This window comes from Brevibacterium spongiae (assembly GCF_026168515.1).
GTDB lineage: Bacteria > Actinomycetota > Actinomycetes > Actinomycetales > Brevibacteriaceae > Brevibacterium > Brevibacterium spongiae.
This window is the reverse complement of the sequence record NZ_CP093443.1, coordinates 561,587-575,013: the sequence shown is the minus strand read 5'-3', so window position 1 is coordinate 575,013 and position 13,427 is coordinate 561,587. Positions and strand designations below refer to the sequence as shown.

The 13,427-nt window shown below is 64.7% G+C and carries 10 protein-coding genes and 1 pseudogene; 2 read left to right on the top strand and 9 right to left on the bottom strand.

From position 1 onward, the window contains the following. Window positions 1-172: 172 nt before the first annotated feature. From L1F31_RS02600 to L1F31_RS02565, 8 genes and pseudogenes are all read right to left on the bottom strand, one after another. Entirely contained in the window at window positions 173-1,495 is a 1,323-nt protein-coding gene (locus tag L1F31_RS02600) for an IS1380 family transposase (protein ID WP_265419141.1), read from the bottom strand. 181 nt (window positions 1,496-1,676) lie between these two features. Then, window positions 1,677-2,279: a cadmium resistance transporter gene (locus tag L1F31_RS02595; protein ID WP_265420374.1), complete on the bottom strand. Its 603-nt coding sequence runs from the start codon at window positions 2,277-2,279 to the stop codon at window positions 1,677-1,679. Further along, window positions 2,276-2,635, bottom strand: a complete 360-nt coding sequence (gene cmtR / locus L1F31_RS02590; RefSeq protein ID WP_265420373.1) for a Cd(II)/Pb(II)-sensing metalloregulatory transcriptional regulator CmtR — start codon at window positions 2,633-2,635, stop codon at window positions 2,276-2,278. The genes L1F31_RS02595 and cmtR overlap by 4 nt, the downstream gene beginning before the upstream one ends. 94 nt (window positions 2,636-2,729) lie before the next feature. After that, window positions 2,730-3,889 (bottom strand): annotated as a pseudogene (locus L1F31_RS02585) (IS110 family RNA-guided transposase); the annotation flags it as partial. A 414-nt stretch (window positions 3,890-4,303) separates the two neighbouring features. Next, on the bottom strand, window positions 4,304-5,626 hold the full coding sequence (locus L1F31_RS02580) for an IS1380 family transposase (RefSeq protein ID WP_265419141.1): 1,323 nt from the start codon (window positions 5,624-5,626) through the stop codon (window positions 4,304-4,306). A gap of 100 nt (window positions 5,627-5,726) precedes the next feature. Continuing rightward, a complete protein-coding gene (locus L1F31_RS02575; protein WP_265419140.1) occupies window positions 5,727-6,263 on the bottom strand; it encodes a hypothetical protein in 537 nt (178 codons plus the stop codon). Then, window positions 6,260-7,357 carry a hypothetical protein gene (locus L1F31_RS02570; protein ID WP_265419139.1) on the bottom strand — a complete coding sequence of 366 codons (1,098 nt, stop codon included), beginning with the start codon at window positions 7,355-7,357 and terminating at the stop codon, window positions 6,260-6,262. Before L1F31_RS02570 ends, L1F31_RS02575 begins: the two co-directional genes overlap by 4 nt. Before the next feature lie 71 nt (window positions 7,358-7,428). Then, window positions 7,429-9,765, bottom strand: coding sequence for a thioredoxin domain-containing protein (locus L1F31_RS02565; protein ID WP_265419138.1), 2,337 nt, complete (start codon window positions 9,763-9,765; stop codon window positions 7,429-7,431). An 89-nt stretch (window positions 9,766-9,854) separates the two neighbouring features. Between L1F31_RS02565 and L1F31_RS02560 the strand changes: the two genes are divergently transcribed. Together L1F31_RS02560 and L1F31_RS02555 are read left to right on the top strand one after the other, a co-directional pair. Next, window positions 9,855-10,844 (top strand): hypothetical protein, encoded by a 990-nt coding sequence (locus L1F31_RS02560; RefSeq protein ID WP_265419137.1) that lies wholly within the window; start codon window positions 9,855-9,857, stop codon window positions 10,842-10,844. A 4-nt stretch (window positions 10,845-10,848) separates the two neighbouring features. Beyond that, window positions 10,849-12,069, top strand: a complete 1,221-nt coding sequence (locus L1F31_RS02555; protein ID WP_265419136.1) for a metal-dependent hydrolase family protein — start codon at window positions 10,849-10,851, stop codon at window positions 12,067-12,069. A 92-nt stretch (window positions 12,070-12,161) separates the two neighbouring features. Here L1F31_RS02555 and L1F31_RS02550 read toward each other — a convergent pair whose 3' ends face one another. Beyond that, window positions 12,162-13,043 (bottom strand): glycerophosphodiester phosphodiesterase, encoded by an 882-nt coding sequence (locus L1F31_RS02550; RefSeq protein ID WP_265419135.1) that lies wholly within the window; start codon window positions 13,041-13,043, stop codon window positions 12,162-12,164. Between the last annotated feature and the right edge of the window lie 384 nt (window positions 13,044-13,427).

Below are 13,427 nucleotides of genomic sequence, written 5' to 3'. Positions count from 1 at the left end.
GAGTACTAACCCCTGATCCACCGGCGGGGGTCTTCTGGGGTTGCACTGTCAATGTAGTCGATGCGTGGTAGTCAGCGGGTACACCAAAGGACCAGCCCACTCGTCTAGCTCTTCCACTCACCGTTTTCTCATCAGGCCCCACAGGACACATCGTGCACAGACGTAGTCGCGGCTACGGACTCGATGCCGCCGCCCATAGCCGCGACCACTGAGCCTGCCACGGCCATGATTTCGGGAGATGAATAATCAGTCTCCGCCCCGTACTCGCCAACCGTGCAGAGATAGCAATGATCTTCCTCAGCAGAGTCTGCCACCGCACCAAGCCCATTCCCGCCGCTCGGGCGGCGGCTCGAGCAATATTGAACGCGATGATCGCGAACGCCAGCCAGGCTTGGTTGGCCACGAACTTCCCCGACGGCAGATGCGCCAAAGGGCCCTGCTTGAGTTCAGCGATGACTTGCTCGACGATCGCATGACCACGGTGCCGCCGATCAGCCTCCACAGTGTTGAAGTCACTATTGGTGATGAATGCGTGATATCGCCAGGTGGCAAACAGTGCTTCCTGCGAGTCGGGTTTGACCTTGACCCTGCGCACCACCAACCGGCAGTTGACTCGTTCGGCTTTCGGACGCGACGCGAACGCGGTGAACGACGCGACTTCGGCGACTTCGGCATCGGAGATCCACTGACCGGACTCGTCATCATAGATCGCCTGCGGGTAGAAAATCGGCTCCCACCGATCCTCAGCGATGCTACTGATCGCTGCTGTGACGGTCTTCCATTGCGGAATCGTGTACGACCACCAGGCTCCGGCCTGTTCGGCTGCGGTGATATTGACCCGTTGGCAGAAGGCAGCATCGGCACGGATGAGGACCTGTCGGCCCGGGGCGAGCCGGGAGATGGTGGACAGCCCACGAGCCAGATGCCAATTAGCGTGATCTCCGGAGCGAATATTTCCCCGCCGCAGCTGGGACTCGAGCACCACCGGGGCCGACTGATCGGTGCTGGCCGTGACCAGCAGTGCGTTCAGTCCCCGCACTCCGGAGTAGCCGAACGCCGCAGCCTGCTTGTGATGGCCATGAACGCCACGAATGGTGTCATCCATTTCGACCATGATCGGCCCCTGACCATCAGGGACCATCGTCGGCAGACGACTGAGCAGATCTCGATTCGTCTTCGCGATCTGGAGGACGTGTCCATGGGTGAACGAACGTAAGAATGTTCCCAGTGTCGATGGTGCACGAACAGCACCGATGAGACTCGGCGTGGCTCCGGCCCGCAGCAGGTCGAGGTCATCGATCGAATCGGCTCCTGCCAACATTCCCGCGATCAGTGTCCGCGATTTCACCACGTGGTTCGGTGATGCCACTGTCATCGTCGACAACGACTGACTCAATCCGGCTTGTTCGGCCAAGTCGAGTACTGGTGCCAAACCGGCAGCGGAAACGAGGCTGGGCTCGTCGAAGACGGGTTTGTGGGTATGAGAGACTGTCACTTGCGAGGTGTCCTACTGGCGCGTGGTCGATAGTGGCTTGATCACTACTATTTACCCACGTCAGAGGGGCATTTCCCATTCAGGGAACAATCATCAGACATCACCAATACGGTGGATCAGGGTTAAAAGGTAACGGGGCGGGGTGCCTCGTCGGCTCTGAAGAGGGTGTGCTGGGGTGGGGTCAGAGGCCGAATGCGCCACCACCGACGAGGATTGCGATGCCCAGGCCGATGAGCACGATCGGGAACAGGATGTGTTCCCAGCGCTCGAGGACCTCGGCGATCCCTCGGCGGGTCGCAATGAACTTGGCCACGCCCACGAGCACTGCCACCAGGGCCAGGAATACGATGCAGTAGGCGACCACGGCCGCCGAGCCGACACCGAGGAAGACCGGGACGTAGACGCCGATGTTGTCCCCGCCGTTGGCGAAGGTCACTGCGGCCACGGTCCAGACCGCGACGTTCTTGCCCTCGATCTTGGCCCCGTCGTCATCGTCATCGTCGTCTCCCTGCCCAGCCTGCCAGACGGCCCACAGCCCGAGCCCCAACGGGATGAGTCCGAAGTACGGGATGACCTCCGACGGAAGGAATGCGCCTGCTCCCAGAGCCACGAGCACTGCCGCACCCAGGATTCCGACGAAGCCCAGGTACTGTCCGGCCAGGATGCGGGTGGTGGTCCCGCGTCGACCGGCCCCGCGGGCGAAGAAGAGCGAGAGCACGATGATGTCGTCGATGTTGGTGGCGATGAACAGTCCGATCGCCTGCAGGACCGAGGTCAGGATCACGCGCCCACCTCCACCGTGCCGCAGCCGGGGACGGTGCAGGCCGGGTCCAGGCAGGGGGCGTCCGTATCGGCGGCGAGGGTCACCTCGACCAGTGCACTCAGTGCCCGCGCCAGGTGCAAGTCGGCGATCTCGTACCGAGTCTGGCGGCCCTCGGGCGCGGCCACTGCGATCCCGCAGTCCCGCAAGCACGCCAGGTGGTTCGAGACATTCGGCCGCGATAGCTCCAGATCTCGGGCGAGTTCTGCCGGGTAGGCGGGTCCGTCCAGCAAGGTTAGCAGGATCCGGGAACGGGTTGGGTCGGCCATCGCCCGACCCAACCGGTACATCACGTCCAATCGAGAAACAATAGTCAGCATGCAATGAACTATACAGTAACCACTGAACTTCCGACGAAGTCATCCGGGGTCGCCGGCTCCGGGGCGTGCTGGTGTCTGGCGGCGGCGTGGTCGGTGGGGACAAGAAGGTGCCGTCGCGGAGCATCGCGATGAGCACGTCGCAGCGGCGTCGGGCGAGGGCAATCATGGCCTGGTTGCGTCGCTTCTTCTGGTCGATCCTGCGGTCGCAGTAGGCCCTCGATTCGGGGCACTCCAACGCGGCGAAGGCGGAGAGGAACAGGGCGTGTTTGAGGACCTTGTTACCCTTCCTGGAGGGGTGGTCCCCGCGGATCGAGGTGCCGGAGCGCCAGGTCACCGGGGTGAGTCCGGCGTAAGAGGCGAGGGGCCCTGCGGTCTCGAACTCCTTCCCGATCACCTCGGTGATGATCCGGGCAGTGGTCCTTACGCCAACCGCCGGCATGGACGTCAGGAGGTCGCGAAGAGGGTGCGCGGCCACCAACTCCTCGACCTGCCCGTAGACCTCGTCGCGGGCGGTGCGCAGCTGGGCGAGTCGGGTGGCGAGCTGACGCAGCGCCAGGCCGGCGGCGTCCGTGCCAGCCACCGTCACAGCCTGCTGAACCAGGGCCTCGAAGATCTCCCCGCTCAGCCGACCCTGGCCCGCTGGGCGTGCTTGCGCATGGACGTCGCCACCCGGGCCTGTCCGGTCTTCTACAGGGCGGCAGGGATGGGGTACTTGGCCAGCAGGGCGGGCATCACGGGGTGGTCGAACTGCTTGCCGATGATCCGCTCGAGGGTGGGGTGGATCTGGGTCAGCAAGCCCCGGATCCGGTTCGAGGTGGCGGTGGCCTGCTTGGCCAAGTCATCGTCGAAGCCGCAGAGCATGCTCAGCTGCGCCGCCTGCTCATCGGCCAGGACGATCGAGCGCAGGGTGTGGGCAGGGAACGGGCCGCCTCGGCGATTATCGCCGCATCGCAGGCATCGGTCTTCGCCTCGCCGGGGTGGAGGTCCGCGATCCGTCGCATCGCGAGCCCGGGGAGGTAGCCGACCCGCACGCCCATGTCCCGAGCGACGACCACCGGCAGCGCCCCAATGGTGGCCGGCTGGTCCACCACCAGCAGCACCGTGCCATGGCCGGTGACCTTGGTGATCAGGGCGCGGAGCTTCGCCCCGTCCTGCGGGTGGGGCTAGTCCAGCAGCTTCTCGCCGTTGCGGTCGATAGCGACAGCATGATGGGCGGCCGAGGAACACGTCAACGCTGTCGTGTTCGGGGTTCATCAGGTCCTCCAAGGTCGTGCGAACAGGGAACAGGCTGGCTTGTCCTGCGGCCTCAGGGTTCGGCATCCACGTTACGCCCGACCTGCCGGCACGATTGCTCGCGCGGTCTGACCCCTATCAGCGATTCCCCTGGCGCCTTCGAACCCCGGTGACTACACCCCGCCCGGATCATGATGACTGGGGGCATCAATCATACCGGGGTCCTCAGGCCAGCGACCCCCTCTATCCTGACAGATGGTGGGGCTACTTAACCCCTGATCCACAGGCGGGGGTCTTCTGGGGTTGCACTGTCAATGTAGTCGATGCGTGGTAGTCAGCGGGTACACCAAAGGACCAGCCCACTCGTCTAGCTCTTCCACTCACCGTTTTCTCATCAGGCCCCACAGGACACATCGTGCACAGACGTAGTCGCGGCTACGGACTCGATGCCGCCGCCCATAGCCGCGACCACTGAGCCTGCCACGGCCATGATTTCGGGAGATGAATAATCAGTCTCCGCCCCGTACTCGCCAACCGTGCAGAGATAGCAATGATCTTCCTCAGCAGAGTCTGCCACCGCACCAAGCCCATTCCCGCCGCTCGGGCGGCGGCTCGAGCAATATTGAACGCGATGATCGCGAACGCCAGCCAGGCTTGGTTGGCCACGAACTTCCCCGACGGCAGATGCGCCAAAGGGCCCTGCTTGAGTTCAGCGATGACTTGCTCGACGATCGCATGACCACGGTGCCGCCGATCAGCCTCCACAGTGTTGAAGTCACTATTGGTGATGAATGCGTGATATCGCCAGGTGGCAAACAGTGCTTCCTGCGAGTCGGGTTTGACCTTGACCCTGCGCACCACCAACCGGCAGTTGACTCGTTCGGCTTTCGGACGCGACGCGAACGCGGTGAACGACGCGACTTCGGCGACTTCGGCATCGGAGATCCACTGACCGGACTCGTCATCATAGATCGCCTGCGGGTAGAAAATCGGCTCCCACCGATCCTCAGCGATGCTACTGATCGCTGCTGTGACGGTCTTCCATTGCGGAATCGTGTACGACCACCAGGCTCCGGCCTGTTCGGCTGCGGTGATATTGACCCGTTGGCAGAAGGCAGCATCGGCACGGATGAGGACCTGTCGGCCCGGGGCGAGCCGGGAGATGGTGGACAGCCCACGAGCCAGATGCCAATTAGCGTGATCTCCGGAGCGAATATTTCCCCGCCGCAGCTGGGACTCGAGCACCACCGGGGCCGACTGATCGGTGCTGGCCGTGACCAGCAGTGCGTTCAGTCCCCGCACTCCGGAGTAGCCGAACGCCGCAGCCTGCTTGTGATGGCCATGAACGCCACGAATGGTGTCATCCATTTCGACCATGATCGGCCCCTGACCATCAGGGACCATCGTCGGCAGACGACTGAGCAGATCTCGATTCGTCTTCGCGATCTGGAGGACGTGTCCATGGGTGAACGAACGTAAGAATGTTCCCAGTGTCGATGGTGCACGAACAGCACCGATGAGACTCGGCGTGGCTCCGGCCCGCAGCAGGTCGAGGTCATCGATCGAATCGGCTCCTGCCAACATTCCCGCGATCAGTGTCCGCGATTTCACCACGTGGTTCGGTGATGCCACTGTCATCGTCGACAACGACTGACTCAATCCGGCTTGTTCGGCCAAGTCGAGTACTGGTGCCAAACCGGCAGCGGAAACGAGGCTGGGCTCGTCGAAGACGGGTTTGTGGGTATGAGAGACTGTCACTTGCGAGGTGTCCTACTGGCGCGTGGTCGATAGTGGCTTGATCACTACTATTTACCCACGTCAGAGGGGCATTTCCCATTCAGGGAACAATCATCAGACATCACCAATACGGTGGATCAGGGTTAACGCGCTCCGCAATCTTATGAAGTTTCGCCACGAGCAACGCAGCACTCCCGGCGACATTGGCTATCATCCTGCGATCATCAGACTCGTCGAGGGCCGGGATCTCAAGTTCGCCAAAATCAACCAAGGCAGCTTCCAGCCCTCGGGCTTTCCGTGTCGCCTTCTTGCCATGAGGAGGAATCCGAGCGCCCCGCCTGCCGCCACCACCCAGCCCCTCAGGAACCATCAAGTCGATGGGAATGCCATCTTCACGCGCCCACGATCCAGGCTGGCCCAATGGGAGAAATCCCGCCCGACCCATCGCGTCCTCAAGCAGCGGAACGTCATTGAGCCGACGAGGATCGATTGTCACATCACTGTCTTTCGTCGCCTCCGCCAAAGCGACGTCGATGCTTCCGGTGCGCAGATAGACGGCCTGCGCACCGATGACGATCACTGCGGACCTCTGAGGCCCCAGCGCGTCCAGAGCATCGAGAAGTGTCGATCGCGAGCGGATCAGCAGGTCGTCGCTCACCGCCACAACTCCTCATTCGCCTGCATCCATCCGATCAGGTCTTCACCTTCGGCAGGAGCCCTCCCCGGCCCCGTCAGCAGATCTGCAGCGACCTGAGCAGGAGCTGCTATTCGCAGTCCGTCACCGCGGATCAATGCTCCTCGAGTCAGGGCAGGAAAGGCAGGAGCCGCAACAAGCACATTGACTCCCGAGTCGACAGACCGCAATCCCCACCGGTCCGCAATCTCGGCAGGTCGATCCGCGTAGAGCATGAGTGAACGGGTGGGCGCATACTCCGACCAAGTTGATGCCGCCGCGGATCCGGTGACGGCATAGTCGTCGGCACCATCTGCAACGGCACGCTCTATCACGTCCTCAATGCCGCGCGGAGCCAGCCATGACGTCACAGAATTGGTTTCGAGGAAACGATAGTCGACACTCCAGCGTCGCAGCACCTCGGCCCAGTCCTTCACCGCGAGTCCACCACGCCCCTCACGCGCCACCAAGTCCTGCGCTTCGAGGAAATCGACGACGCGATACACGGACCCGGCCGATACCCTCGATACCTCGATGAGCTCGCGCATTCGCCATGGCCCAGGCCGATCGCACAGCGAGCGGACGATCGCCGCCGCCGGTGCCCCTTTCAGGTCCCCCTTCGGACGTCCCGGACCTCGCCATGGATCCTTATCTGCCCCACGGTCTGACACAAACAGTGCGGGGTCGCCCATTTCGAGTCGAACGTTTCCAGTGGCGTCCACATAGGACATCCCCGCCGCGCTCAATTTGTCACGAACCGACGACGCCAGGTACTTCGCAACAACCAGGGCCGGTTCGGCCGAGCTGCCGATCCACCGTTCCATCAGCGTTTCGACCACGGACGACACATCACGCGGTTCAAGCGTGCGCTTCACTTCCACTGGGATAGCGCGTTCCTCCGACCCCGGCGCCTTGATGCGAAGCCAGCCGTCCACTCGAGTTCCACGACTCTCCCCGTTGTCACCGGAATCAATGGTGACCTCCCAACCCGCAGGAAGCCGCTGCCGTAGGTGCCCCTCGGCGGCATCAAGAAGCTGAATCTCAGAGTCAAGCGCCAGAGCGCCAAATGCAACGGACATGTTCAGATAATACCCCCTTTCCGTCGCTGACGGAATAGTCTAATTTCCCGAACATCGCCGAGGCGGAGCGACTACCCGTCCAGCAGTGCCGAGAGTTCGGCGGCGGTCCCCACCGGCAGCGAGCACGATGTGCCGCGGCAGACGATCGCCGTCCCCGCAGGGACGCCGATCTCTCCGCCGTCGGGTCCCGGCACTCCGGTCGAATTCGTGAGCAGCGTGACGGACGGATGCTTGGCCGCGAGTCCGCGCAGCGTGCCGTCGACAGTGGCGACCCGGACCTGGCCGAGTGCTCGTTCCGCCTGCCACAGCGCGTGACCGCAGCCGCGCGGAGCCTGCCCTGCGAGCGCCCGGTAGACCCCGAGGAAGCGATCGCGCAGCTCGAGCAGCCGCCCCGTATCCAAGGACGCGACCTCGCCGGCCGATGTATCGGAACCTGTGTTCCCCGAGGCCTGAGCCACCGCATCGACGCCGATTTCGGCGAGCAGCAGCACGGCCTCTGCACCGGCCGACCGGCCCGAGGGCACGGTGTTGTCGACCGGGTCCGCCGACTTCACGTCGATGATCCCGTCGCCGAGCGAGTCGACGACTTCGAGGATCCCGTCCTCATTATCGGAGGTGAACTGGTCCAGCATCTGCTCACCCGCAGTGACCAGGACATTCACCTGCACCGAAGCGGCCCCTTCCGGCAGCTGCCTGACCGTGATCCCAGCGGTGATGAATTGCGCCCAATCGGCGAGGCCGCCCTGCCCGGGGCCGGGCTCACCGTCGGTGAAGCTGCGCCGCACGGTCAGTTCGGCACCCGCGAAACGCTCATGCATCGCCGACCAGAAGCGCACTGCAGCGTTCCCCCACACCTCCGCAGCACCATCCGCTCCACTCGCGTCCGCAGCTTCGGCCCCCATGTCCAGAGCCGCCTCGGCGAGGGCGGTAATGCCCAGGGAATTCCATTCGGTGATGATCTTCGTATCCCGGGCCGGCTGCGCGCGCCCGGCCCGCAGCTCGTCGAGCTTCTCACGTTGGCGTCGAGTGGCCTCGATGTCCCACGGGGCGGGGTGTTCGGCGTCGAAGGGCACGTCCTCCATCCCGAGCCAGTCGATGATCCGCACGGCCGCGACCACCTGGCCCGACAGCTCGGCACCGGCCGGCGAGTCGACGAGTCCGAGCAGACCTTCCTGCCCTGCCTGCGCGAATTCCTCGGGGGTGAAGACATAGGCGGCGCCTTCTTCGGACTCACCGGCTGAGTTGCGCGAGTCCGCGTCGAGGGCGGCGATGAGTCCGTCTTCGGTCGACAGGTCGCTGATGAGGAAGTTCGCGGTGTCAGCGATCTCCCGTTCGGCCAGGGCCAACCATTTCGACCCCGGGTCGAGGGCCCGTTCGACCTTCGCCCACGCGACGACGGCACGCAGGTAGAGGGCATTGTCGTAGAGCATCTTCTCGAAGTGCGGCACGAACCACTGCCGGTCGACGCTGTAGCGGGCGATTCCGCCGCGCACCTGGTCACGCATGCCGCCGCTGGCGATCCGGGCCAGCGTCGAGCGGACCGCGATGAGGCAGTCGAGGACGAGTTCCCCGCTCAGGTGCCCGTCTGCGCCGAGCCAACCGAGGCGCCCTTCCGCGCGGGCCTGTGCCACTGGGTGCACATCGTCTGGGTACGCATCGTGCCCGACCGAATCACTCGCCGAGGCGGTGCCACCCGCGCCGTCGTTCGCCGAGGTGGTCCCGCCCAATCGGACGAACGCGGCCAGGAGCTGGAGGACGTTCATCATCGGTGGGAATTTCGGTGCCCCGCCGAACCCGCCCCATGCGGGATCGTAGGAATCGAGGAGGGCTGCGGCGGCGGAGTCGAGTTCGTCGGCGCTCAGGGACTCGGCGGCCGCCTCGGCGGGAAGAGCGCTCGTCACGGCATCGGCCATCTCGACCAGGCCGCGGTCCATCCGCGAAGTCATCTGGTTGACCTCGTCTCGGCGGTCCGTCCATGTGCTCGACACTGCGGAGAGCACCTGGGTGAAGGCGGGCAGGTTGCCGCGCGGGGCGGGCGGGAAATAGGTGCCCGCATAGAAGGGACTGCCGGCGGGGGTGGCGAAGATCGTCATCGGCCAGCCGCCCTGCCCGGTCATCGCCTGCAGTGCATTCATGTAGTAGGCGTCGATGTCCGGAAGCTCCTCCCGGTCGATCTTGATCGGCACGAACCGGTCATTGATCAGCTTCGCGATCGCTTCGTCTTCGAAGGATTCATGCGCCATGACGTGGCACCAGTGGCAGGTGGAGTAGCCGATCGAGATGAGGAGGGGCAGGTCACGACGGGCCGCCTCGGCGAGGGTCTCCTGTGTCCACATCCGCCAGTCGACGGGGTTGTCGGCGTGAGCGCGAAGGTAGGGGCTGGTCGAGTTGGCGAGTTCGTTCGGCATGCCTCCAGCGTCTCACCTCGCGCAGGAGTACGCGAGGTCAACCTGAGCAATTGCTACAAGGAACCTGTCTTTTATGAGAACATGGAGTCATGAGCACCGTCGCGAAGACCCTCGACCCGCAGATCGGCCTTGACACCCGCGGAATGGCCATCAACACTGTCGCCGCCGTCGTCTTCCTGATCACGTGGATCAGCTTCGGACTCCTTGAGGTCATGACCCAAGATACCTATGTATCTACACCGGGTCCGAGCCTCCTCCGACTGGCACTCGTCGCCCTCGCCTGTGCCACTGCGATCATCATCGGCCGGGGGCTTCGCCCGATCCCCCGCAGCGTATACATCGTCGTGACCGTGTTCCTCTGCACATTCGAAGCGCTGAAGTCGATCTTCACCATCAACACGTTCGGCGCTGACACCGGCATTCTGGCCAACTCTTCCGCACTCACCGCAGTGCTGGGCACCATGAATCTCATCGCGGCGGTCCTCTTCCCGATACTCGTGGCGATCGCCCTCGCCACAGTCACGGCTCGACTCGTCCCCGTCGCCGAGGCGGCCGCCCCGACCACCCTCCGCCACCGTTCACGTAACGCCGCCATCGGATTGTTCGCAGCGGTCGGGATCGTGCTCCTCGTCTGGCTGCTGCGGACCATGTTCATCGACTCCCAGTTCCTGTGGGAATACGGTGATGCGCTCAATGCCCTCGGCGCTGCGATCGGGTTCGTCTCCGCGATCTTCGCCCTGCGGGTCATCGCCGAATCGCGGTCGCAGCCGGCCGACGCACAGGCGGCCGGTTCGTCACGGTCCGGGATCACACCCCGCTCAGCTCGCACACTGGCATTCGTCACCTTCGCCTGCGGACTCTTCCTGTGCCTGGTGTCGACTGTACTCGCGGTCGGCTTCCCACCGCTGTTCGTCGTGGGATACACGGGCTGGGTCATCAGCCTCTTCGGTCTCGTCATCGGCGGTTTCGTCCTCGCCGTTCGCACACTCAGCGCGACCAGAGCGACCATCTCGGCCCAGACCGGCGGCACGGCCCAGGCAGATGCCCCTGCCCACAGGGTTGATCCTGTGCAACGATGAGCACATGACTGCGACAGTGCTCAAGTGCGGGAAGCTCTTCGACGGCGAATCCGGTGAGCTGCGTCAAGCCCAGGAGATCCTCGTCGAGGACGGCATCATCGCCGACATCGGAACCAGCGTCGACCGCCCCACCGACGCCGAGATCATCGACCTCGGCGAACGCACGGTTTCCCCGGGCTTCATCGATGCCCACGTCCACCTCACCATGGACGCCTCGACCCTGCCGATGCAGACGCTCGGATCGACGGCGACGAAGGCGCTGACCGGACTGTCCATCGCCCAGGGCTACCTCGAATCCGGGTTCACCACAGTGCGCGACCTCGGCGCGATGGACCCCGAGACCCCGACGCTCGACCTTCGCAATGCCATCGACGCGGGCCTGGTCATCGGGCCCCGCATCCTCGCCGCCGCTCACATCATCTCCCCCACCGGCGGCCACGGCGACATCGGCGGCTTCTACCCCACCCGCTGGGACATCCCCGTCTCCGCCCTGGCCGACGACCGCGCGGAGATCCGGGCCGCCGTCCGCCGTGAACACGCCATCGGCTCCGACTGGGTCAAGACCGTCAACGCCGGCGGCTACTTCAGCCCCGGCGACGACCCTGCCGTGTGCACCTGGTTCGACGACGAGATGGAGGCCCTGTGCGCCACCGCCGCCCAACTGGGCATGCCCGTGGCCGTGCACACCGGAGCCGCCGACGCCTGCAAACAGGCCATCCGCGCCGGCGTCCGCAGCCTCGAACACGCGTACCTCATCGACGAGGAGGGTGTCGCGATGGCCGCCGAGGCGGGAGTGTTCATCGTGCCCACGATGCAGATGACCCAAGAAGACCTCCAGCAGCTCGAAGACGGCACCCTGCCTGACCAGGCCGTATGGAAGTTCTCCCGCGATTCCGAGCAGATCCTGGCCTCCCAGCGGCTCGTCGCGGCCTGTGACGCCGAGGTCGTGTTCGGCACCGACTGCGGAATGTTCCCCTTCGACCACGGCGTCAAGGAATTCGTCGCCCTCGTCGCGGCCGGACTGTCCCCGCTGCGTGCGCTGAAGGCAGCGACGTCCACTGCGGCACGGATGCTCGATCGCGAGGATCTCGGGCGACTGCGTCCGGGGGCCTGCGCCGATATCGTCGCCATGCCCGGCGATCCGCTCACCGATATCTCGGTCACCGGCGACGTCGATTTCGTCATGTCCCGCGGCCGCATCGTCCGCCGCCCCGCTCACCACTGAGCGCACCCTCGCCGAGGTGGTTCCGCCTCGGCGAGAGTCAGTGTAGTTTCACGGTGGCCACGTCCCGAATACGGGCTAGGCAGGACTTCGACTCACAGGGCTTCGACGACCTCGACGAGGCGGTCAGGGGTGTTCGTGATGATGCCGTCGGCGCCGACGTCAATGGCGCGTTCCATCTCCCCGAGCTCGTCGACGGTCCACACGAGGCTCGACATGCCGAGTTCGTGGATCGCGGTGAGGAAGTCCGGGTCGGCGGCGCAGAATTCGGGGTTGACCTGGTCGACCCATTCGGCGAAGTCCTGGAGTTCGTCCGGGCACGGTCGGCCGAGCACGCCGACCGGGATCTCGGGGGCGAGTCCGTGGAATTCGCTGATGAACGCCCAGTTCGCGGACTGGACGACGAGCATTCCCGCGGCCAATGCCCGGTCGAGATAGTTCGGCAGGGCGCGCAGGGAGTCAACGATCGCCTCGGCGATTCCGGGATACCGTTCGGGGTGTTTGACCTCGAGCAGCAGTCCAGTGCGGGTGTCGTGGACGAGCGCGAGCACCTCGGCGAGTCGGGGCACACGGATCCCGGCGAACTGCTCACCCTTCCAGCTGCCGGCGTCGAGGGTGGCGATCTGGGCGGCGTTCATGCCCGCGATGGACCGGTCGGTGCGATCCGGGTAGAGGGTCCGGGCGTCGGTGGTGCGGTCGATGGTCGTATCGTGCATGATAATGAGCTCGCCGTCGGCGCTCATGTGCACATCGGTCTCGATCATGTCCGCGCCCTGGTCGATGCCGGCGATGAAGGCGGGGATCGTATTCTCGGGCCAGTCCGCGGACGCGCCGCGATGCGCGATGACCAGGGGCGGAACACGGACACGGGCAGATTCGGGCACGGCCGCGGTGAGATCGTGGGGACGATGGGTCGCGGTTGTCGACGGGCGGCGGGGATCGGGTCCGGCGGTGGGTGTGACGAGGGTGATGGGCATTTCGGGACTCCTCCACGGAGGCTGCGAGGGTGGTCGGCGGCCGTTCCGGCGTTCGATCAGACTGCGCGAGGTGGGTGTTTTCGGCTGTGCAATGGCGGCCAGAATAGTCAGGGAGAGCAAGTTCCCGATGATGTGCGGGTGGACGGAATGTGAATCCTGGCGGTGTCCGCGCTGGTCGTCGGCTGGGGCGGCTCTGGACTGGAGCGATACGACGGTCTGCACCGGAGCGATGCGTCGTTCCGCCTCGGCGATGGTGTTCGACGTCGAATTCGACAGGGGGCGCTGTCCCCGGACATGCGCCGTAAGTGGCAGACTGGGGATCAACCACGGACGGAGTTCTCGCATTCGCCCCTCCGATCCTCACCGCATGATTGCCGAAGGAGG